The organism is Rossellomorea sp. GCM10028870 (genome assembly GCF_042666755.1).
Classification (GTDB): domain Bacteria; phylum Bacillota; class Bacilli; order Bacillales; family Bacillaceae_B; genus Rossellomorea.
On record NZ_JBHTGN010000001.1, the window covers coordinates 1,620,685 to 1,643,224 of the forward strand.

The following is a 22,540-nucleotide window of genomic DNA, read 5'->3' on the forward strand; positions in this document are numbered from 1 at the left end:
TTTAACTAATCCCCAATTAATCTTGAACTTTTAATCCCATTAAATATTCTGCAAGGGCATCAAGTTCATCTTCCTTCAGGTTACCGTATGTACCTGTCATTTTATTTCCTGGCTTGTACTGCTCAGGGTCAACTAACCAATTTTTTAGTTCTTCTTCATTGTGATCTAAAATACCTGCGATTCGGGTACGCTCACCAAAGTTTGCTAAGTTCGGAGCAAGACGTGCTGATTCAGGACGTCCATCCTGAGGTGATACTGCGTGACAGCTTAAGCATTTTTGGTTGAAGATTTCTTGTCCTTGTTGTGCTAAATCAGAAGTTGGTTTAGGTTCTCCTGCATTTTTCATATCTTCTACCCATGCCGTAAACTCTTCCTTAGGAAGCGCTTTTACTTTAAAGTCCATTAGTGCATGAGAAGGTCCACATAGCTCAGCACATTTCCCGTAGAATAATCCGCCTGCTTCTTTAGACTTTTCTCCATCAAATTCAAGGAAGAATGTGTTTACGTTGTCGACGTTTGTATCAATCTTTCCTCCAGCTGCCGGAATCCAGAAAGAGTGCTTAACGTCAGAAGCCGTAACATTGAAGTAAACCCTTTGATCGGTTGGGACAACTAAGTCCTGTGAAGTGATGATTTTTTCATCCTCATACTCAAATTCCCACCAGTAAAGATTAGCGCGAACATTTATAACTAAAGCTTCGCGATTACCATCTGCGTCTTTTTTGTCCATAGCTTTTGTATCCGCTAATTCGAAAGTCGACGTTACGGTTGGAACAGCCAGGATAAGAAGAAGGATTATTGGTATTACTGTCCACACGATTTCAAGTGTGTGACTACCTTCAACTTGTTTCGGGATAGTAGTATCTCCCTTTTTTCTGCGGAAACGAATAATTGCCACCATATAGACGATGACTACTACAATGATTACTAATACCATTATTAATGTAGACAGTATCATTAAATCATATTGTGACTGTGCTACTTCACCAGCTGGCTGTAATGTGGAGAGAAATGGCTCTCCACAACCAGAAAGAACTAGCGCTAACATTGCTACAATTGAGAATAAGCGCCACTTAGATAGCCTTGCTTTCATAGCTTAATCAAACCCCTCTTTCGTGTAATATACTTTTGAATAAAACAAGGACTCATGAAAATATCTATTTGGATTTCTTATCAGAAAGAATTCCCACTAATCTTAAATTACGGTAACGATTACCATCGCTACGAACAAGATAGTTAAATAATTTAGTGAATAGACAAACATAAGTTTCGACCACTTAATATCGTCTTTCATTTTGTAACCTGCGAGACCCAGTGCCAGCCAGCCAATGTTAAAGGCTGTTGCAAGGACAAAGAAGAACATTCCTAAATCCATCAAGAAGAATGGAAGTGGCAATAAAGCTGCAACCCATGCTACGATATGGTGCTTTGTGGTAGCAAATCCCTTCACCACTGGAAGCATTGGGATATTCGCTGCCCTGTATTCTTCCACCCTCTTCATCGCTAATGCGTAGAAATGAGGTGGCTGCCAGATAAACATCATTAAGAATAGTACCCAAGCGATTACATCAAGGTTTGCATCAACAGCTGCCCAACCGATTAATGGTGGAACCGCGCCAGAGATACTTCCTACAATCGTGTTGCTCACATATTTTCTCTTTGACCACATTGTATATAATACAACATAACTAAATACCCCGATAATTCCTATTACACCTGCAGTAACAGTGGTCATAAATAACATAATGATTCCCACTGCAATCATTATTAATCCCAAAGACAATGCTTTAGGTCCATTGATCTTGCCCGTTACGGTAGGACGTGCTTTTGTACGTTCCATCAGATGGTCGATGTCACGATCATACACATTATTAATGGTGCAAGAACCCGCAATAATAAGGGAAGAACCTATCAATGTAAGGAACATTATATCAAGAGAATTTAGAAAGTGCGTATTCGTAAAGTAAAAAGCTAACCACATACCTGTAAAGGTTGTAATTAAATTTGAATTAACGATACCAATTTTGATTAATGCTAAAAAATCCTTCCACGCAGTTGAGGTTGTCAAATCTGCTTCTTCTACGTTTGTCATCATTCGACTATTAGCCATTTTCTTCCTCCTCTCTATAAAAAGCCAGAGGCCAGTTGCCACCTCTATACTATATAGGAAATGTTTCACTATTTCTATATCACCTGTTAACATGCACAGATAAGAAATAGTATATATGCTATCAATATTATATTAAACCATATATTTTTTCCTTTTTGGGGGAGAATTAGACAATTATGTGAAGAAATTGTGAAGAAAGAAAAGCGCAGAGGTTTCTTCAAATTTCTACAAACATTTTAAACCCATCATACCATAAAACGAAGCTAAGCGCTTACAGATTTTGTTTTTCTGCAAATTAGTCATTATCTACTAATACCTATTCTCTTCATATAATTAATTATCATGCTCATAATTCTGTAACATTTTATCGGTTGAGTTTTACTGACCTTTTATGTATTATCGTAGGGGCATATATATTTTTCTACTATATTTATAATTTAGAAAGTGTGTAGAGTCTATTAGTTAAGAAGGTGAATAGATTGCATAAAGGTGTTCACAAAGGATTAAAATGGCTTGCCGTCCTCACTACTCTTGGCATGTTATTTGTTCTATTAGGAGGAGCCCTTGTAACAAAGACAGAATCTGGTATGGGATGCGGCCGGTCTTGGCCACTATGTAACGGGCAATTAATTCCAACTGATATTACATTTGAGCTTGTCATAGAATTAGCACATCGGGTTGTCTCCGGTGGTGTAGGCTTACTGGTATTGGCCTTATCAATATGGTCATGGAGAGCGATTGGATATAAGCGCGAAACGAAATTTCTTGCTGCACTCTCTTTCTTTTTCTTAGTATTACAAGGTCTTATTGGAGCTGCCGCTGTACTTTGGGGACAATCAGACTTCGTACTCGCATTGCATTTTGGAATTTCTCTTATATCATTTGCTTCAATCTTATTATTGACACTGCTGATTTTTGAAGTCGACCAGAAATTTGATGCCCACTCATTGGTCATCAATAAACGCATGAGATTTCATACAATCGGGGTCACTTTATATAGTTACATTGTTGTTTATACTGGAGCTTTAGTAAGACATACGGATTCAAGCTTAGTATGTAAGGATTGGCCGCTATGTGTCAATTCGTCCCCGGGTCTGCCCACAAATCTCTATGAATGGATTCAGATGGGACATCGAACAGCAGCAGGACTCATTTTCTTATGGATTGCATATATCACATATATTGCGATTAAAGAGCATAAACACCAGAAGGTTATTTATTGGGGATGGATCATTGCATTTACGCTGGTATCTCTTCAAGTCATGTCCGGAGCACTCGTTGTGTTAACACGATTGAACCTTGGGATCGCTTTATTACACGCATTGATCATCTCTTGTTTATTCGGTTTACTATGCTACTTCATTTTACTTGCTTCAAGAAGTAAACTTAAAGAATAGAAAAAGGATTCCGGACTTATCCGGAATCCTTTTCTTTATGCTTTTTGCACTTCAATTAATAGATCTCCAGGATTAATGGCATCGCCGTTTTGTACATAAATGTCTTTAACTACCCCTGCAAACGGAGCTTGAACGGTCGTTTCCATTTTCATGGCTTCTGTGATCATTAGATGATCTCCTTTTTCAACCGTTTCTCCTTTTTCTGCAATGACCTTTATAACGGTTCCTGGCATGGAAGCCCCGATATGATTTTCATTCTTCACATCTGCCTTCATCTTGGCTGCAACTGTTGATTTAATACTTTCATCCTTAATGACAACCTCACGGGCCTGGCCATTCAGCTCGAAATAAACGATTCGTGTACCATCTGCCTGAGCCTGACCAATCGAAACAAGCTTAACAATCAGTGTCTTCCCAGTTTCGATTTCCACCTCTATTTCTTCACCCAGTCTCATCCCGAATAAGAAAGTCGGGGTATCAAGAACTGAAATATCTCCAAACTGATCCATTGTTTGTGCGTATTCCATGAACACTTTCGGATACAGGGCATATCCAAGGGCATCAAAGCTCGTGACAGGACGCTGAAGATCCTCGAAGAGCTTTTCTTTAAGGGCGGTAAAGTCCACATCATCAAGGAGCTCTCCTGGACGAACGTTCAATGGAGTGCGCCCTTTCAGAATCACACTTTGTAAGTCTTTCGGGAATCCTCCATGAGGTTGTCCAAGGTACCCTTCGAATAATTCTACCACTGAGTCAGGGAAATCGATTTTTTCACCTTTTTCGATTACATCTTCTTCTGATAGATCATTCTGAACCATAAATAATGCCATATCTCCCACGACTTTAGATGAAGGAGTAACCTTTACGATATCCCCAAAGAGGTGGTTGACCCTTGCATACATTTCTTTCACTTCTTCCCAACGGTGCCCAAGTCCTACAGCTTTTGCCTGCTGCTGAAGGTTACTATATTGCCCCCCTGGCATTTCGTGCTTATAGACCTCTGAATGTGGAGACATCATGCCGCTTTCAAAGTCTGTATAATACTTTCGAATGTCTTCCCAATAGTGAGAAAGAGTTTCCAGTGAGTTAATATTTACATTCGGTTCTCTTTCGGTTCCTTTTAATGCGTAGTATAGCGTGTTGGCACTTGGTTGAGATGTTAGTCCCGACATTGTGCTTAGTGCTGTATCGACAATATCTACACCAGCTTCAACAGCTCTTGCGTATGTGTATATTCCGTTACCGCTCGTGTCATGAGTGTGTAAGTGGATAGGCAGGCTAACGGTATCTTTAAGTTCCGAAATTAGTCGGTAGGCAGCCTGAGGTTTTAAGAGCCCTGCCATATCTTTAATCGCTAAAATATGCGCTCCGCTTGCTTCTAACTCTTTTGCCATATCCTTATAGTAATCAATACTATACTTTGTTCGGGTAGGATCATCTATGTCTCCGGTATAGCAAATGGCAGCCTCGGCGATTTTTCCGCTTTGTCTTACAGCATCAATCGCTACTTCCATCCCCTTAACCCAGTTTAAACTGTCAAATATTCTGAAGACGTCTATACCTGCAAATGCGGATTTCTCAACAAATTCTTTAATGACATTATCAGGGTAGTTCTTATAACCAACGGCATTGGATGCTCTCAGAAGCATTTGGAATAGAACATTTGGAATGCGCTCTCTCATTGTTAATAATCGATTCCAAGGATCTTCCTTTAGGAAACGGTAGGCTACATCGAACGTTGCCCCTCCCCACATTTCATAGGAGAACATATCCGGAAGTAAATGAGATGTAGGCTCTGCAATTTGCTTCAGGTCATTTGTTCTGACACGCGTAGCAAGTAAAGATTGGTGCGCATCCCGGAAAGTTGTATCAGTCAGGAGTACTGAGTTTTGTTCCTTGACCCAATTAACCAACCCTTCGGCACCATGTTGATCTAAAATTTGCTTTGTCCCGGGTTTGAAGTCTTGTTTCAAGTCAAGGGATGGAATCCTAGGCTTAGAGAATACTGGCTTTTTCTTCTTCTCGATTCCCGGGAAACCATTTACGGTTACATTTCCGATATAAGTAAGCATCTTCGTACCACGGTCTTTTCGTTTCGGAAAAATAAACAGTTCAGGTGTCGTGTCAATAAAGGATGTATCGTATTTACCTGTAATAAAGTTTTCATGCTTAACAACATTTTCTAAGAACGGAATATTCGTCTTGATTCCACGTATTCTAAATTCTTGAAGATTTCTGACCATTTTCGATGCAGCTTGTTCAAAGGTTAAAGCCCAAGTAGACAGTTTAACAAGAAGTGAATCATAGTATGGTGTAATGACTGCTCCCTGGAAGCCGTTACCTGCATCCAATCGAACCCCGAATCCGCCTCCTGAACGATAAGCCATGATTTTCCCCGTGTCAGGCATAAAGTTATTTAATGGATCTTCTGTTGTAACACGGGATTGAATCGCAAACCCATTTGTCCGGATCTCTTCTTGAACAGGAATCCCAAGCTTACTGCTATGTAAGGCATGTCCTTCTGCAATCATCAATTGAGACTGAACGATATCTACCCCTGTAACCATTTCCGTAATCGTATGCTCTACTTGAACGCGAGGGTTTACCTCAATGAAATAGAACTGATCATTTGCAACCAGGAACTCAACCGTTCCGGCGTTTACATACTTTACATTATCCATTAAACGGACGGCTGCCTCACAAATATCTTCTCTCAGCTGATCACTCAAAGATACGGATGGTGCTATTTCAACTACCTTTTGGTGACGTCTCTGGATGGAACAATCCCGTTCATACAAGTGAACAATATTGCCGTCTTCATCCCCAAGTATTTGAACTTCAATGTGCTTAGGATTCTCCACAAATTTCTCAACATATATTTCATCATTTCCGAAAGCTGCTTTCGCTTCAGATTTAGCGCGCTCATAGGCTTCTTTCAAGCTTTCCAGGTTACGGACGATACGCATTCCGCGTCCACCACCACCTAATGAGGCTTTAATGATGATTGGGAAGCCATGGTCCTTCCCGAAGGCAATGACCTCTTCCAAAGTCTCTACGGGGCCATCTGTTCCCGGAATAACAGGGATATTAGCTAATTGAGCCTGATGTCGTGCCTTAACTTTATCCCCAAACATATTTAAGTGCTCTGAATGAGGCCCAATAAAAATAATCCCCTCTTCTTCACAACGTCTGGCAAAATGAATATTTTCAGAAAGAAACCCATAACCAGGATGGATGGCATCGACATCAGCGTTCTTTGCGATTCGAATAATCCCCTCTATATCTAAATAAGCATCAATAGGTTTCTTCCCTTCTCCTATTAAGTATGCCTCATCAGCTTTATAACGATGATATGCTCCCGAATCTTCCTTACTGTAAATGGCGACGGTTCTTATACTAAGCTCCGTACATGCACGGAACACACGGATGGCAATTTCACCGCGATTTGCTACTAATACTTTTTTAATTTTCTTCAATACACTCTCTCCTTTAAGCTATTCATGATTGAAAATCTCTATAATGCAGTCTATGAAAAAAGGACTGACCCGAAAGATAATAAAGAAGTATCTTAGGGGGCAGACCCTAGACTTAGAGTTTTAGATACTCTATCAAAGTGACCTACATTTTTACACCATATATTTTTTTGCTATTATCAATATTCTCCGAAGGATAGCCATTTTCCTTCTTTGTTTTATATTTTTCTTCATATTTCACAAACATCGACACATTTACAAGGACACCCATCGACAAAGATAGTACTAATAATGACGATCCTCCATAGCTGATGAATGGAAGTGGGACACCTGTAATCGGAATTAATCCGGATACACCTCCTAAATTAATGAAGGCTTGGATACCGATCATGCTCGATATTCCGATTGCCAGCATCGTTCCAAAAGGATCCTGACATTTAACTCCAGTATAGATCCCCCGGAGCACGATATAAGACAAACCTAGAATCACAAAGCTTACACCGAATACACCTAATTCTTCAGCGATGATGGCCATGATAAAATCCGTTTGGGGTTCAGGAAGATACCCCAGTTTCTGAACACTTTGTCCCAAACCAAGCCCTTTTACCCCCCCAGAGCCGATGGCAAGATACGAGTTCACTAAGTGATAGCCTTCCCCCTGGGCATATTTGAACGGTGATAGGTACGCTTCAATCCTGCTAAGTCTTTCTCTTGTAAAAATAAAGCCTCTTGCCAGGTAAATCACGGGTGAAAGTACTATCAACAGCCCTACACCTAAACCAGCGAGTTTAAAGAAGGTCTTATAACTAATCCCTGAACAGGAAATGACGATTGCTCCAATGACGAAAATGATCGCCGCTGTACCAAAGTCAGGCTCTAAAAAAACTAAAAAACAAATAAAGCCTAAAAATAGTAATGGGGGAGCAAGGCCCTTATTAAAATCATCTATGTATGCCTGTTTCTTGGAGTATACGGAGCCAAGATAAATGATGACTGCCAGCTTGGCGAACTCCGATGGCTGAATGGGCATGAAACCTAAATTGATCCAGCTTTTTGCGTTGTTTACTTCATAACCGAAGACATGTACCCCGATTAATAATCCAATAATAATAAACATGAGTCCCTTGATTATTTTCGCAACTTGGAAGGCTTTGTATGGAAACCATGCTGCAATTGTAAAGGCAATGAACCCGATGATGATATTGATCATCTGCCTTTTATAGAAGTGATCACTTTCCCAGCCAAACCGTTCTACAGCCATGACCATACTCGCACTATAAATCATTACCAGACCAAACAAACAAAGAAATACATATACAGCTATTAACGAATAATCATAGGATTTTGCAATTTTTTTAATCATGACATTTCAATCCTTTTTCTCTTATATCATTAAATTAATCCTAACCAATCAGTATTCTTAACAAAAAAACTCAAACAACAGATCCATGTATTGTTTGAGTTGTCATGACTATTTTACTTTTTTGTAGATGCTTCATGAAGGGCAGAAAGTTGTCTTTCCAAAGAATCAATCAGCTCTTTTCCATCTTGATCATCTACTAATCCTAAACGGACTGCAAATTCTATTTCACGAGATAATCCGAACATTTGGGTATCCAATACTTCCTCATAAAGAGGACATTGGGGCATCGTTAAATTATCCATTTGTACTTTAATAAGTTGTAAAATCTTTTCTGCGTCGGCCTTTAATAGCTCATAGGCTTTTTCTCGATGATTAATTGTCATTTCTGACGCCACAGTGATCCCCCCATTCCGAACAAATAGCTTTCCTGTCTTAAAATTTTATCGTTAAATCAGAGAAATTGCAAGAAAAATAAGTGTATTCCCCGGGATTCAATGACAGATTTTCGAATTATTTTTTTGGGGGGATCCCCGTGAAAAATCTTATACAATCTCTTATTCCAGAACTCACTATATTACCAATGCCTATGATTCATACTCGAACGTAATTGACGGGACCATTCGGTTAAAATATACTCCAGGAATATTCATCACTTAGCATTTCAAGGAGCTTTAACCCTGCACTGCTATTCCCGACATTATCCAGTGCAGGACCAAAGATTCCAATTCCACACTTTCCAGGAACAGCCCCCATGATCCCACCTGACACTCCACTTTTGGCCGGGATGCCCACTTTAATGGCAAATTCACCAGAAGTATTATACATTCCGCACGTAACCATGAATGTTTTACAAATCCTCGCAACATCCCTCGTAATAATTTCGCGCCCGCTCTCAGGGTCAACGCCATCATTAGCGAAAACAGCTCCCATCTTAGCAAGATCGACACAACTCATTTCCACCGCACATTGTTTCGTATAAAGAACGAGTAAATCTTCTACATTTCCAGTAATCACACCGTGCTGCTTCATAAAATAACAAAGCGATCTATTCAAATTTGCTGTTTGCAGTTCTGAATAAGCCACATCTTCATTGTATGATACCGTATCCCCAGTCATGTGATTAATGAACTCAATTAATCGTTCCCACTTTTCCATCCCGGTGTTTCCTTTAATCATATTCGTGACTGCGAGTGCACCTGCGTTGATCATCGGGTTAAGGGGTTTAGAAGGCTTATGGGTTTCGAGTTTTGCTATGGAATTAAAAGGATCACCCGTAGGCTCCATACCAACCTTTGAAAAGACATGATCCTCCCCATAGTCCATTAAGACAAGAGCAAGAGTGATGACTTTCGATATACTTTGGAGTGTGAACTTCTTTAAATGATCTCCTGCATAACAAGAGTGATTATCCAAAGTATATATACTTATTGCCAAATCACTGGGATTTTGATCCTTTAATGCCGGTATATAATCTGCTACCATTCCCTCTGAAGCAAAAGGCCTTGCTTTCTCCACTAATTCTTCCAACAGCTCCTGGGTTCTAATCACTATTGTATCAGCTCCTTTAGTCCTACCTTTAGTTTCCCTACTTTCACCGATTGAAAACGTTGAAAATGCTTTCAGCTTTGTGTGACAAACCTTTAAATAACAGATATACTGAAACTATCAGCGAGAGGAGGAATCTTAATTGGAAAGCATAGTCCCAATAAAAGGCAAGGTGAAATTCACGATAACATTGGATTCGGGCGTTTGGATATTTGATGATCGAAAAGTTGATTTAACTACATATTTTGATGAAACGAATGAGACGATTGATGAATTAGAAGAATATACAAAAGCCGTGTCCAAGCATTGGTCCCGGGAAATTCAAGAAGGCGCAACATATCCGCCTACACTTAAGACAGAAAAAAAATATGAAAAGGAAAAGATTTTGAACGGAACATTCGCTATTCCGTTGAATCCGTTTCTTACAAATGCGGAACCTCTTGAGAATGCGACATCTCTTGTGATCGAAACCGACTCGGATGAATATCGCATGGATCTGGCACACGCAGATCAATTACTCATTGGATTCTCAAAAGAAGGAAAGCCTCTAAGGGAAAACGGTCCCGTTCATATCTACTACAAAGACGGTTCGAATAGAGAAAACCCAATAACCGATGTAAGAGCATTCCGGGTAGAATAATATCATTTTAATGATTCGTACCCCAAGAAAGCTCTAAGTCAAATTTTTATAAAAAAACCGGTTCAGGAACCTCTGAACCGGTTTTTTCATACTTTATAATTGTGCTTAAATATACGCTAGTACTAAAGAAGGTCAGCAGCAAGTTGTGCAAGACCGGATCTCTCACCTTTCATGAGTTTAACGTGTCCGGCCAATTTTTGATCCTTAAATTTTTCTACTACGTATGTTAGGCCATTGTTGTACTCATCCAGGTATGGATGATCAATTTGTGCTGGATCTCCCATTAAAACGATTTTACTTCGTTCTCCTACCCTGGTTAGGATCGTTTTCACTTCATGCTTCGTTAAGTTCTGAGCTTCATCAATGATAATATACTGATCCGGAATGCTTCTACCTCTTATATAAGTTAATGCTTCGACTTCAATCGATCCCATACCGGCAAGAATATCATCCAGCTCTCCCGGCTTCTTTGTATTGAACAAATATTCCAGGTTATCATAAATCGGCTGCATCCAAGGTCTGAGCTTTTCTTGTTTTTCTCCTGGAAGATAACCAATATCTTTCCCCACGGGTACTATTGGACGTGCTACGAGCAATTTATTGAATTTATTAAAGTCTTCTGTTTGAAGAAGCCCTGCAGCCAGTGCAAGCAAGGTTTTACCTGTCCCTGCTTTTCCAATCATGGTGACTAAAGAAATATCATCTCTTAGTAACAGTTCCGTCGCCATTGTTTGCTGAACATTTCTGGCCTTGATACCCCACATATGCTCTTGATCATATACCAGCTTCTTCACTTTAAGTCCAGATGCATCTACCATTCCTAATGCAGAAGCAGAGCTTCCAAGTGCATCTTTCATAATGAGGAATTGATGAGAATAAAATCGTTGCTTCGTTATATCAGTAAGGGTTAGTTCCCCTTTATCATAAAATTTGTCAAGTAACTCTCTCTCAGTGTACAGTTCAATAAATCCTGTGTAAATATCATTTACCTCGATAACCCGGTCACTCAGGAAATCCTCAGCCTGTAACCCTAACGCATCAGCCTTTACCCTGACGAGGGTGTCTTTACTAACAAGTATGACCGATTTTCCATCCTTTTTCGCTTCTTCTTCGAGAGATAAGTTTTTTGCTACGGCAATAATTCTGTTATCATTGGTTTTCTCTACAAATATTTCTTGAAGCTGCTGAAATGAGCGGTGATTTAGTTCGATTCTCAATGATCCTCCCGTATAAAGGGGGATTTTTTCATGGAGCTTTCCTTCTTGCCGTAAATTATCTATTAACTTCGATACATGTCTTGCGTTTCTTCCGATTTCATCCATATAACGCTTTTTGGAGTCCACTTCTTCTAAAACGACTGCAGGTATAACCACCTCATTATCTTGAAAAGAAAAGATGGCTTGTGGATCTTGTAATAAGACATTGGTATCTAATACATAAATTTTATTCAAATCGATGCCTCCTGCTCCTGATTTCTTATTACTATTGTATGTAGCCAATGTTGATCCGGTTATTCCCAGCTACTCAAATAGGACGGCCCGTTTCTTAAAATGTATGAATAAACGTATAAAGATAGAAGAAAATTACACAATAAGAAAAGATATTGATTCTAAATCGGGAGGTTTTCACATGTTTAAACTCATCTCTCTGCTTATGGTAACCATCATTCTTGGTGCATGCGCCAACAAGAATGAGGTCGGGTATAATAATGATTCGAACAGTAAAAACAATAAACCGATCACTGTTCAGGATAGCAATATCCAACATGTTGAGCGAAAATCAGGACAGCAAATCTCAAAGCATTTAGTTGACCTGACGACTAGTGTACCTGATGTAAAAGACGCAACCGCAGTAGTCTTTGGAAAGTATGCTTTTGTTGGAATCGATATCGATTCCGATATTGAGCGTTCTCAAGTCGGTTCCATCAAATATTCTGTAGCAGAAGCACTTCAGAAAGATCCATATGGTGCAGAAGCCATTGTCATCGCTGACCCGGACCTTTATGCACGTTTAAATGAAATCAGCAAAGACATCCAAAGGGGCGAACCGGTTCAAGGAATCATGAATGAATTGGCTGACATATCCGGCAGACTCATGCCTGAAATTCCTAGATCGTTAAAGCAAACAGACCCCGAAAATGCGCCGAATGAACCAAATAAGAAAATGAATAACACGAAAGAAAAACAACTTCAGAAAAAACAGGAAAATCAAACTTACGATAAGATTGAATAATACTTCGGTCATTTAAAAAGTGAATGAGAAAAAGCCATGAAAAAGCTTAGGGTTCTAAGCTTTTTTCATGGCTTCTATTACTTGTCGGTCCAAACGGTCTGCTGCCGTTTTATCATATGTCTTCTCATAGGCAGGTTCTGTCGATATTTTCGATCCATAGAACATGACGTCTCTTACTTCATTGATAGCAAGTTTAATAAGCGTCAGCTTTAGAGGGACTCCTTCCAACTTCTCCTCTCGGACCACTCCTTTTCCGCTTATGGAATAGGTTGATTCATTTGCAATTAAATTCACAACCGCGAGCGGATTGTTCTTTATATTCTCTACAATCCTGGAGCGTTGATCAACAGCAAATAACAACGTATGTTCATCCTTCGCCAAGACCCAAGAAATCGCACTTACATTAGGTCCATGCGTTTCAAAATCAATGGTAGCGAGTGTAACAAACCGCTCTGATTGCAGTTCGTCAAATAATGCAGGAATTAAGCTGGGTTCCACTTGATTAGCCATACAATCCCCCCTTATGAGTCCTCATTTTCTCTGTAAGTGTTTCGTTTCATTCGTGATTCAACTTGATTATACTATACCAATTCTGTTGATAAAAGCATACAGGAAAGTTAAATAAAGCGTTTGACTTTACTACATGATATACTAAAAGGACTAGACTTATGATTAGAACAAATAGAGGTGTGATGTATGAGAGTAAAATGTGCTTTATGTGAAGTGATAGAAAATATTGATGATTATTCCTTGCAGGCTAAGAAATTGCGGAACCGCCCCATTCATACGTATATGTGCGAGAAGTGTCATGATCGTATTAAAGAAAAGACGGAAGAACGTGTGTCGAGTGGGAATTTCAGATTTTATCGATCTCCTCAGGTAGACGATGACTTTTAAACAAATCGGTTCAGGAACTATTATTGGTCTTGTGTCAGGTACCCTATTAGGATTATTTCTAAAATGGATGCAAGTAATAACAGGCATCAAGGTTTATACCCTGTTATTGAATGTTGATTTCATCCCTGGATTCGGTGAAAAAGACTTTCCTGAATGGATGGAGTTTTTGTTCCACTTGGTTATTTCATGTGTGATCGGGGTAGTGTTCGTGAACATGATTGAAAGGCTGAACGTTACTGTTAAGGGCTATTGGATTCTTTCCTTTGTGCTAACAGCCCCGACTGTGTTCCTATATTTCCCTCTTTCGCACCTGGCAATTAAAGATGTCCCCGGTTTACTGTATGGTGAGGCAATTATCTTATGGACAGTAGGACATCTTCTCTACGCTCTGTCCTTACCTCCACTATATTATCTATCTTCTGTTCGTGGTTAATCCACATAACGAAAAAAGCTGTAGTCTCATCCATTAGAGACTACAGCTTTTTCATGCTTAAAACGTGCCTTTTTTCTTTTCGTTTGTTAGCCGAACCTTATATATAATCAAGATAAGAGCCGCAACGACTAACCCCTCTGCTACCGGTAAAAAGATTCCAAGAAACGTTAGTACGGTACATCCCAAAATGAGAAAAGTATAAATCAAAATCGATTTCATTACTGGCAGCTTCTTCGCAAAACCTAGCTTATAAACTAAGATTGAGAGCCCAACTATGGTTATATAAAGCAACCACATTCCCATTTCCGCGTTTTGGTCAACACGGTAAAGGGATGCGAAAAAGGACAAACGCTCTGTTACATCCATTTCCTACTCCCCCTTCACTTAGTTTATTGAGAAACCTTACTTTTCTTTTCTGCTCTTTCACGCTCATTCTTATCAAGAATCTTTTTACGAAGACGGATTGACTCAGGTGTTACTTCACAATACTCGTCATCGTTCAGGTATTCAAGAGACTCTTCCAATGTCATGATTCTTGCTTTTTTAATGGTTACGGTTTGATCCTTGTTAGCAGAACGAACGTTTGTCGCTTGTTTAAGTTTTGTGATATTAACGGTAATATCATTTTCTCTTGTATGTTCCCCAACAATCATTCCACCATAAATTTCTGTACCCGATTCAACAAAGATAATACCACGGTCTTCCACTTGCATGATTCCGTATTGAGATGCTTTTCCTGTTTCCATCGAAACAAGTACACCTTGTCGACGTCCGCCAACTCTACCTTTTTGCAAAGGCTGATAGCTGTCGAATGTGTGGTTGATGATACCGTATCCACGTGTAAGAGTCATAAATTCAGTTGAATAACCGATTAATCCACGTGCAGGCACCATAAACATTAAACGGACTTGTCCATTCCCATTGTTCACCATATCCAGCATTTCGCCTTTACGTTGACCAAGGGATTCAATAACTCCACCCATATATTCTTCAGGAATATCAATTTGAACACGTTCTACAGGCTCACTCTTCACGCCATCGACTTCTTTAATGATAACCTGTGGTTTAGATACCTGTAATTCGTAACCTTCACGACGCATGTTTTCAATCAGAATCGAAAGATGAAGCTCTCCACGACCTGAAACCGTCCATGCATCAGGTGAATCTGTTGGTTCAACACGTAAACTTACATCCGTTTGAAGCTGAGCCAGTAAACGTTCTTCGATCTTTCTAGAAGTAACAAATTTACCTTCTCTACCTGCAAATGGACTGTTGTTCACTAGGAATGTCATTTGAAGTGTAGGCTCGTCAATACGAAGAACCGGAAGTTGATCCTGATGTTCAACAGGACAAACCGTTTCACCGACATTGATATCTTCCATTCCGGAAACAGCGATTAAATCACCAGCTTTTGCTTCTTGGATTTCTTCACGTTTTAATCCGAAGAAACCGAAGATTTTTGTTACGCGGAATTGTTTAACAGTACCGTCAAGCTTCATTAATGCTACCTGCTGGCCAACCTTCATTGTCCCTCTGAACACACGTCCGATTCCAATTCGACCAACGTAATCATTGTAATCGAGCAATGCAACTTGGAATTGCAGTGGATCTTCAGAGTTGTCTACTGGTGCAGGAATATGCTCAATGATCGAATCATATAAACACTGCATGTTTTCGTCTTGTTTTTCCGGATCCGGATCTGTACTTGCTGTACCGTTGATAGCTGAAGCATAGACAACCGGGAATTCAAGCTGTTCATCATTTGCATCCAGTTCAATGAATAATTCCAGAACTTCATCGATTACTTCTTCCGGACGTGCTGAAGGCTTGTCAATTTTATTTACAACCACGATAGGTGTAAGGTTTTGCTCAAGTGCTTTCTTAAGAACGAAACGAGTCTGAGGCATACACCCTTCATACGCATCTACTACTAATAAAACACCATCTACCATTTTCATGATACGTTCAACTTCTCCACCAAAGTCAGCATGTCCTGGTGTATCAAGAATGTTGATTCGAGAATCTTTATATTGAATCGCCGTATTTTTCGCTAGGATTGTAATACCGCGTTCTCTTTCTAAATCATTTGAATCCATCGCGCGCTCAGAAACTGTTTCATTTTCGCGGAAGATTCCAGATTGCTTTAAAAGCTCGTCTACTAATGTCGTTTTCCCGTGGTCAACGTGAGCAATAATAGCAATATTTCTAAGATCATTTCTTAATTTCATATTTCCACTCCTGAATATTGGATTTCTTTATAATGTTAAAGATAATATATTTCAGTTCAACTAGACCATTATATCACAGCATCAAGAAAAGCCCTAATAAATATTTCATAAAGCGTTTCCGTCAACTAATAGTTTCCAAAATGACTTCTTTCACATCGTCCTGCCTCTTTGTCTACTCTACCCATTGCACATTACCGATTTGATAGGTAAGATTTAATTGGAAGAGCTATTAAGATTTATGGTTTTAATCAAATGAGGAAAATGATTTTTCATTTTTTGGAGGTTTTATGATGGGTAATATAAAATGGATTTTTGTATTATTTTCTTTATTAGCTGCCGTTTCCCTAATGGGTATCGCGATTTCAATCAGTTTACAAAGCATCCTGCTTGCTACTGTCAGCTTCCTTTTTCTATTTATCGTGATGGGGTTCGGTTTCAAAACAAAGAAAAAATACCGTGAAGAAGGTCGTTTGTAGATCGAAAAAGGGAGATGCGGCAAAGGAATTGCCGTCTCCCTTCTTTAGATCTTCCGTTCAAGATAGTCAGTCAAGATGGTTTGGTGCAGTTTTGGTTTTCCTACAAACACCGAGCTTTTATTCAATGGATTCAGGGGATCCCCATTAAGGTCTGTCACAACTCCCCCAACCTCTTCAATCATAATTTTCCCGGCAGCGAAATCCCAAGGAGCCAAACGCATTGTTAAGTAAGCATCCAATCTACCTGAAGCAACATAAGCCAATTCAATGGCGGCTGATCCATAGGAACGAGTTCCCCTTACATCCTTCACGAGTGGCGAAAGAATTGTTCGGTCAATTCGTTTATTCTCAGTCACCCAAAGTGCATTTAATGCTACAATCGCATCCTGAACCGGTACTGGATCAAGCGCGGGAAGCTTCACATCATTCATATAAGCTCCGTGACCCTTACTTGCAAAATATAGCTCATCATGAACGACATCATATATGTATCCTAATTTACCTACTTCTCCATCATAGATGCCGATAGAGATAGCAAAATTCCGTTGCTGATGAACAAAATTCATCGTTCCATCGATCGGATCGATTATCCACGTTATACCTGATAGTTCCTTAAAGTCATCGCCATAACCTTCTTCACCGAGGATTTGATGATCAGGGTATGTATTTCGGATATTCTCAGTAAAGAAATGCTCTGTTGCTTCATCCATATCTGTTACCAAATCATTTCGGTTCGACTTCGTCTTGATATTTAACTCTGTTTTGAATGATTGACGAATCTTCTCTCCAGCTTCCCGTATCCACGTTCTAACATTTTGATCTAATTCCGTCCAATTTGTCATTGATTATTAGCCTCCAATATGTGTAACAAAAATCTTATTATTATTACTAATATGGTCGTTTTCACTAGATCCGACTCATACTCATTCTCTATACAAGTGCCACTATGCACTTCTACTTCTATAGCTAAATAGCTTAATGGAAAAAAGAGGCTGTTTCAAGTTATTTACCTCATCATACTCCGCAAAATTAGATATGATCAAAATCAGGGTTACTTATGACCACAAAAAAGCGAACTCTTTGCCTATGAGCTCGCCGTTCAAATGTTGAATTAGACAAAATACTTTATACCCACCTGAAAGGATTAAAGCTTTATAAGGCCTTCATTTTCATTAGCTCTTCTCGAATACTCATGAGTTTCTGTTTGGACTTTGTCTGGGTATCTTTATTCTTCGTTTGAATTGCTTCGAATAATACAGCTAATTCATAATCCATTTCAAGTCTTAATACATTCATTCTTTGCTGCTGGACATCACGTTTTTTAGAAGTGTTCATTACTTGTTTCATGGCCATACACCCCTTCCGAGTTTTCGATTTATCTGATTGTTCTGATAATATTTACTACATGTTATGATATATCCTCTCATCTTGTAACTAAAATGTGCAGACACCCATGGATAATTCAATTCGCTACAAGCTTGCACCTCATTATGTTAAGATATTGGTGGTATATAAGGAGGCTACAACATGAAATTCAATGGTTTCAAACAAGAAGATTTTCAAGTTTTCACGATTAATGGGTTAGAAGATCGGATGACTGCCATCCATGAACAGATAAGGCCTAAACTTGATTATTTAGGTGAACATTTCGCACCCACTTTAAGCGCATTAACAGGAGAAGAAATGTTTTACCATGTGGCTAAACATGCACGTCGATCAGTTAACCCTCCTGATGATACATGGGTTGCGTTTGCGAATAACAAACGAGGTTATAAGAAACATCCACATTTCCAGATAGGATTATGGGAAACGCATGTTTTCATCTGGTTTGCAATGATCTATGAAGCTCCAAACAAAGTTCAATTCGGTAAAAAGGCTGCAGAAAATGCGGATAAGATAAGATCTTTGATTCCTGGCCACTTTGTTTGGTCTGGAGATCATACAAAACCAGATGCTACACCTTTTTCTTCCATGTCACAGGATGAATTCATTGCTTTAAGTGAAAGAGTCCAAAATGTGAAAAAAGCCGAACTTCTATGTGGACTTCACCTGGACAAGGATACAGCTATTAAGCTGAATGGTGATGAATTTATTCAAGAAGTTAATAATGCCTTTGAAACACTTTTACCCCTTTATAAAATGAACTAAACCATATAAGTGTTGTCAATAATGCAGAAAGAACGACTGCCAAAAATAGCAGTCGTTCTTTTAGTTCATTGAAATTTTGTCAGCGTCTTGAAGTTCTTTCATTTTCTTTACAACCCGATAAGAAGAATAGCCGCTTGACTCTTCAAACTCATTACATATTCTCTTTTCCTCTGCCTTACCGGGTACGATTTCCTTAAATCGCTTATACCGATTCATTAGATCATCTCTTGAGACCCCTTTTTCATAGGCTTTTTCAATAGCTTCAAAAAAGGCAATAACATCAATTACTTCTTCCGTTGACCAGTCAATATCGAAAGGGTATTGATATTCCATAGTTTCATACAACTCCTTGATGAATGATGATATGTTAATTCCATTTCTCCCGAATGCTCTCAGATTGGCAAATCATTCGTTGAATGAGATCTTTAACCGATGGGACATCATGTATTAAACCCATTACTTGTCCGGCCCACGCAAACCCGGCGTTTACTTCCCCATCGTAAATGTATCGTTTATTGGCTTCCCCGCTTATGTATGATTTTAATCCTTCATAGCCAGTGTCCGACGTTTCAGCATCCAGTATCTGCTTGGTCCATGTGTTGGATATGGCTCTTGCCGGAGCCCCTAAAGATCGTTTGATGACTACTGTACCACTCTCGTCTCCTTCAATCAAGGCACGTTTATAAACTTCAGAAGCATGTACACATTCCTTTGTAGCAATAAACCTTGTACCCATCTCAACTCCTTCAGCTCCGAAGCTGAGAGCAGCCATTAACCCTCTTCCATCTCCAACACCTCCAGAAGCAATGACCGGAATAGAAACAGCATCAACCACGCCGGGAATCAAGACGAATGTACCGACATCATCTTTCCCTAAGTGACCTCCCCCTTCTTGTCCAACAACCATAACGGCATCCGCACCGAGTTCTTCCGCTTTGATAGCCTGTCTTTTTGAGGCGACTAATACAAGCTTAACAATGTTCTTTCCTTGAAGCTGTTGAAACAGGGGCGTCGGGTTTCCTCCTGTAACGGATACAACCGGTACTTTCTCTTCAATGGCAACGTCAACAAACTCGCTAAAGGGGCGTCCATGTTGACCGATGGCAAAGTTCACTCCAAACGGTTTATCTGTTAAAGACCTTACCTTTACGATTTCTTTACGCAACTGTTCAGGATTGTCCAGAGACATGGCAGTAATCTGTCCAAGACCACCCGCATTCGACACGGCTGCAGCCAGTTCTGCATATGCCAGATGAGCCAGACCACCTTGTATTATTGGATATTGAATGTTTAATAACTCTGTTACCCGTGTTTTCCAATTCAATTGAATCCCTCCATTCATTCATCTATTCTCGATGGAGAGGGTGAAATCCTTTTCTTGATGGCAGCATAATAAAAAAGGGATACTGACAGACAGAAATGTATGAACTAGTGGGGATAAATCAGAATGGAAAGTAGTGTAGATTTTTGGCTCATTCGGGTGAAACGGACGTTTCACCCGCCTTTCAGCTTAGCTGAAAGGTCGTCCGATGGTGGAGAATCCCCAGCCCAAGCGAGCTTGGGCTGGGGATTCTCCACCATCGGACGGAAATGAGCCAAAAATCATCGGATTCTGATCTTTAGTTTTGTGCTATGAAAAACAAAATAAACAAAGGTTAGGCATATGCCACTATGCAAAGATTTTCTTAAGTGCTATAATTCATTTGTTTGTTGAAAATATAATAAGAAAAGTTATGAAATCATGAGCAAAATCCTATATAATAATAACTTTAGCATGGCTATATAATTTGCTATTAAGAATATAAAGAGGTGTTGAATGAATTGTCTCAGAATGAAACGCCGTTATTTACCGGCTTAATTGAACATAGTAAAAAAAATCCCGTCCAATTCCATATCCCTGGTCATAAAAAAGGGGCAGGTATGGACCCTGCGTTTAAAGATTTTATCGGAGAGAATGCCCTTTCTATTGATTTGATTAACATCGGTCCTTTAGATGATTTACATCAGCCCAAGGGAATGATTAAAAAAGCTCAGGACCTTGCAGCCGAAGCATTTGGTGCCGACCATACTTTCTTCTCTGTTCAAGGAACAAGTGGCGCCATTATGACAATGGTAATGAGTGTATGTGGCCCTGGCGACAAGATCATTGTTCCTAGAAACGTCCATAAATCCGTTATGTCTGCAATTGTATTCTCAGGAGCTATTCCTGTCTTTATCCACCCGGATATTGATGAGGACTTAGGTATCTCTCATGGGATCACAACAGATGCTGTAGCAAAAGCATTGGATCAAAACCCTGATGCCAAAGGTGTTCTGGTCATTAATCCAACTTATTTTGGGATTTCTGCAGACCTTAAAAAGATTGTAGAAATTTCTCACTCATATAATGTTCCAGTTCTTGTGGATGAAGCTCATGGAGTTCATATACATTTCCATGACGAACTTCCCCTCTCAGCTATGCAAGCAGGCGCTGATTTAGCGGCTACCAGCGTTCATAAACTTGGAGGTTCCATGACTCAGAGCTCTGTCCTTAATATGAAGGAAGGACTTGTATCATCGAAACGAGTGCAAACCATCTTAAGTATGTTAACGACAACTTCGACTTCCTATTTATTATTGGCATCCCTCGATGTGGCAAGATCGCGATTAGCCACTGAAGGCCGAGAGCTCATCTCTAATACGATTGAACTTTCGCAGGATATTAGAAGACAAATCAACGAAATCGAAGGATTATACTGTGTGGGGGAAGAAATCCTTGGAACGAAAGCTACCTATGCTTATGATCCAACCAAGTTAATTGTCTCCGTGAAAGATTTAGGCATCAGTGGATTTGATGCTGAGAAGTGGCTAAGAGAAGCTTATAATATCGAGGTTGAAATGTCTGACCTTTATAATATCCTTTGCATCATCACTCCTGGTGACACTCATGTAGAGGGGGATCAACTGGTCATGGCATTAAAAGAGCTGGTGATAAGCCTTAAAAAACATGGAGATATGACACCAGTTAAGGTTATGCTGCCTGACATACCTGTTCTTTCCATTACACCAAGAGATGCTTTTTACGCAGATACTGAGGTCATTCCAATTGATGAGTCTGTCGGAAGAACAATCGCTGAATTCATTATGGTCTATCCTCCAGGAATTCCGATTTTCATCCCTGGTGAAATCATCACCCAAGAAAACATCAATTATATTAAAACCAATATAGAAGCAGGTCTGCCAGTTCAAGGACCTGAAGATTATGATTTACGCCACTTGAGAGTCATTAAAGAGCATAGAGCGATAAGATAAACAAAAAAGGATGAAGAAGGCCCCACCCTTCTTCATCCTTTTATTTATAAGAACCCCTTTAAGACATTTTCACTCCCTGCTCCCCTTAGCAGGTATCAGTCGTCTAATTCTTTGTCGTCGTTGCAGTCACAGCAGTTAGAGAATAAAACAGAAACCTTCTCATCCTCATAATGATCGATAGTGCCCAAACATGATTGACATACAATTGTTCCCATCTTTTTTCCTCTCCTTCACGATGTTTTTTGTAAACGCTTTATCTTATCTGCTTCTATAATAATATAACACATTTAAAATTTCAAGCCTAAAT

Annotated in this window: 24 protein-coding genes; 9 read left to right on the forward strand and 15 right to left on the reverse strand. The window is 39.5% G+C overall.

Features of this window, described 5'->3' with window-relative positions; genetic code table 11:
* Window positions 1-16 precede the first annotated feature (16 nt).
* A complete protein-coding gene (gene coxB, locus ACFQWC_RS08365; protein WP_299740593.1) occupies window positions 17-1,093 on the reverse strand; it encodes a cytochrome c oxidase subunit II in 1,077 nt (358 codons plus the stop codon).
* 102 nt (window positions 1,094-1,195) lie between these two features.
* Window positions 1,196-2,110: a heme o synthase gene (gene cyoE / locus ACFQWC_RS08370; protein ID WP_299740591.1), complete on the reverse strand. Its 915-nt coding sequence runs from the start codon at window positions 2,108-2,110 to the stop codon at window positions 1,196-1,198.
* 479 nt (window positions 2,111-2,589) lie between these two features.
* Here cyoE and ACFQWC_RS08375 point away from each other — a divergent pair, with 479 nt between their 5' ends.
* A complete protein-coding gene (locus ACFQWC_RS08375; RefSeq protein ID WP_377106863.1) occupies window positions 2,590-3,507 on the forward strand; it encodes a COX15/CtaA family protein in 918 nt (305 codons plus the stop codon).
* Between the two features lie 35 nt (window positions 3,508-3,542).
* On the opposite strand, the gene pyc is transcribed toward ACFQWC_RS08375, so the two are convergent.
* From pyc to glsA, 4 genes are all read right to left on the reverse strand, one after another.
* Window positions 3,543-6,983: a pyruvate carboxylase gene (pyc, locus tag ACFQWC_RS08380; protein WP_299740589.1), complete on the reverse strand. Its 3,441-nt coding sequence runs from the start codon at window positions 6,981-6,983 to the stop codon at window positions 3,543-3,545.
* A 142-nt stretch (window positions 6,984-7,125) separates the two neighbouring features.
* Window positions 7,126-8,343: an FtsW/RodA/SpoVE family cell cycle protein gene (locus ACFQWC_RS08385; RefSeq protein ID WP_299740588.1), complete on the reverse strand. Its 1,218-nt coding sequence runs from the start codon at window positions 8,341-8,343 to the stop codon at window positions 7,126-7,128.
* Between the two features lie 113 nt (window positions 8,344-8,456).
* Window positions 8,457-8,738, reverse strand: a complete 282-nt coding sequence (locus ACFQWC_RS08390; protein WP_113968349.1) for an Fpa/YlaN family protein — start codon at window positions 8,736-8,738, stop codon at window positions 8,457-8,459.
* Window positions 8,739-8,967: 229 nt separating this feature from the next.
* Window positions 8,968-9,894, reverse strand: a complete 927-nt coding sequence (gene glsA, locus ACFQWC_RS08395; protein WP_377107265.1) for a glutaminase A — start codon at window positions 9,892-9,894, stop codon at window positions 8,968-8,970.
* Between the two features lie 136 nt (window positions 9,895-10,030).
* On the opposite strand from glsA, the gene ACFQWC_RS08400 reads away from it, so the two are divergent.
* Complete coding sequence (locus tag ACFQWC_RS08400) at window positions 10,031-10,528, forward strand: peptidyl-prolyl cis-trans isomerase (RefSeq protein WP_299740587.1); 498 nt, start codon at window positions 10,031-10,033, stop codon at window positions 10,526-10,528.
* Window positions 10,529-10,650: 122 nt separating this feature from the next.
* Here ACFQWC_RS08400 and ACFQWC_RS08405 read toward each other — a convergent pair whose 3' ends face one another.
* On the reverse strand, window positions 10,651-11,979 hold the full coding sequence (locus tag ACFQWC_RS08405) for a PhoH family protein (protein WP_299740586.1): 1,329 nt from the start codon (window positions 11,977-11,979) through the stop codon (window positions 10,651-10,653).
* 178 nt (window positions 11,980-12,157) lie between these two features.
* On the opposite strand from ACFQWC_RS08405, the gene ACFQWC_RS08410 reads away from it, so the two are divergent.
* On the forward strand, window positions 12,158-12,760 hold the full coding sequence (locus ACFQWC_RS08410) for a YhcN/YlaJ family sporulation lipoprotein (protein WP_044337528.1): 603 nt from the start codon (window positions 12,158-12,160) through the stop codon (window positions 12,758-12,760).
* A 54-nt stretch (window positions 12,761-12,814) separates the two neighbouring features.
* On the opposite strand, the gene ACFQWC_RS08415 is transcribed toward ACFQWC_RS08410, so the two are convergent.
* Window positions 12,815-13,270, reverse strand: a complete 456-nt coding sequence (locus ACFQWC_RS08415; protein WP_299740585.1) for a pyridoxamine 5'-phosphate oxidase family protein — start codon at window positions 13,268-13,270, stop codon at window positions 12,815-12,817.
* Window positions 13,271-13,456: 186 nt separating this feature from the next.
* Between ACFQWC_RS08415 and ACFQWC_RS08420 the strand changes: the two genes are divergently transcribed.
* Both ACFQWC_RS08420 and ACFQWC_RS08425 read left to right on the forward strand, forming a co-directional pair.
* A complete protein-coding gene (locus tag ACFQWC_RS08420; RefSeq protein ID WP_299740584.1) occupies window positions 13,457-13,657 on the forward strand; it encodes a YlaI family protein in 201 nt (66 codons plus the stop codon).
* Window positions 13,647-14,090 (forward strand): hypothetical protein, encoded by a 444-nt coding sequence (locus ACFQWC_RS08425; protein WP_299740583.1) that lies wholly within the window; start codon window positions 13,647-13,649, stop codon window positions 14,088-14,090. Before ACFQWC_RS08420 ends, ACFQWC_RS08425 begins: the two co-directional genes overlap by 11 nt.
* Before the next feature lie 57 nt (window positions 14,091-14,147).
* On the opposite strand, the gene ACFQWC_RS08430 is transcribed toward ACFQWC_RS08425, so the two are convergent.
* Both ACFQWC_RS08430 and typA read right to left on the reverse strand, forming a co-directional pair.
* Entirely contained in the window at window positions 14,148-14,456 is a 309-nt protein-coding gene (locus tag ACFQWC_RS08430) for a YlaH-like family protein (protein ID WP_044337532.1), read from the reverse strand.
* Between the two features lie 23 nt (window positions 14,457-14,479).
* Window positions 14,480-16,318, reverse strand: coding sequence for a translational GTPase TypA (gene typA, locus ACFQWC_RS08435; protein WP_299740582.1), 1,839 nt, complete (start codon window positions 16,316-16,318; stop codon window positions 14,480-14,482).
* A 290-nt stretch (window positions 16,319-16,608) separates the two neighbouring features.
* Here typA and ACFQWC_RS08440 point away from each other — a divergent pair, with 290 nt between their 5' ends.
* Window positions 16,609-16,794 (forward strand): YlaF family protein, encoded by a 186-nt coding sequence (locus ACFQWC_RS08440; protein WP_299741285.1) that lies wholly within the window; start codon window positions 16,609-16,611, stop codon window positions 16,792-16,794.
* A gap of 44 nt (window positions 16,795-16,838) precedes the next feature.
* Here the strand turns inward: ACFQWC_RS08440 and ACFQWC_RS08445 are convergent, their stop codons facing one another.
* Both ACFQWC_RS08445 and ACFQWC_RS08450 read right to left on the reverse strand, forming a co-directional pair.
* On the reverse strand, window positions 16,839-17,636 hold the full coding sequence (locus ACFQWC_RS08445) for an inositol monophosphatase family protein (protein WP_299740581.1): 798 nt from the start codon (window positions 17,634-17,636) through the stop codon (window positions 16,839-16,841).
* A gap of 310 nt (window positions 17,637-17,946) precedes the next feature.
* On the reverse strand, window positions 17,947-18,141 hold the full coding sequence (locus tag ACFQWC_RS08450) for a hypothetical protein (RefSeq protein WP_299740580.1): 195 nt from the start codon (window positions 18,139-18,141) through the stop codon (window positions 17,947-17,949).
* 180 nt (window positions 18,142-18,321) lie between these two features.
* Between ACFQWC_RS08450 and ACFQWC_RS08455 the strand changes: the two genes are divergently transcribed.
* Complete coding sequence (locus ACFQWC_RS08455; RefSeq protein WP_299740579.1) at window positions 18,322-18,942, forward strand: YktB family protein; 621 nt, start codon at window positions 18,322-18,324, stop codon at window positions 18,940-18,942.
* 60 nt (window positions 18,943-19,002) lie between these two features.
* Here ACFQWC_RS08455 and ACFQWC_RS08460 read toward each other — a convergent pair whose 3' ends face one another.
* Together ACFQWC_RS08460 and ACFQWC_RS08465 are read right to left on the reverse strand one after the other, a co-directional pair.
* Window positions 19,003-19,275, reverse strand: coding sequence for a UPF0223 family protein (locus ACFQWC_RS08460; RefSeq protein WP_299740578.1), 273 nt, complete (start codon window positions 19,273-19,275; stop codon window positions 19,003-19,005).
* A 34-nt stretch (window positions 19,276-19,309) separates the two neighbouring features.
* Window positions 19,310-20,266: an NAD(P)H-dependent flavin oxidoreductase gene (locus ACFQWC_RS08465; RefSeq protein ID WP_299740577.1), complete on the reverse strand. Its 957-nt coding sequence runs from the start codon at window positions 20,264-20,266 to the stop codon at window positions 19,310-19,312.
* 123 nt (window positions 20,267-20,389) lie between these two features.
* Here ACFQWC_RS08465 and ACFQWC_RS08470 point away from each other — a divergent pair, with 123 nt between their 5' ends.
* The gene (locus ACFQWC_RS08470; RefSeq protein WP_299740576.1) at window positions 20,390-20,536 is read left to right on the forward strand and encodes a hypothetical protein; all 147 of its coding nucleotides are present in this window, start codon (window positions 20,390-20,392) and stop codon (window positions 20,534-20,536) included.
* 227 nt (window positions 20,537-20,763) lie between these two features.
* On the forward strand, window positions 20,764-22,233 hold the full coding sequence (locus ACFQWC_RS08475; RefSeq protein WP_299740575.1) for an aminotransferase class I/II-fold pyridoxal phosphate-dependent enzyme: 1,470 nt from the start codon (window positions 20,764-20,766) through the stop codon (window positions 22,231-22,233).
* Window positions 22,234-22,328: 95 nt separating this feature from the next.
* On the opposite strand, the gene ACFQWC_RS08480 is transcribed toward ACFQWC_RS08475, so the two are convergent.
* Window positions 22,329-22,448: a GapA-binding peptide SR1P gene (locus ACFQWC_RS08480; protein ID WP_169216148.1), complete on the reverse strand. Its 120-nt coding sequence runs from the start codon at window positions 22,446-22,448 to the stop codon at window positions 22,329-22,331.
* Window positions 22,449-22,540: the final 92 nt, after the last annotated feature.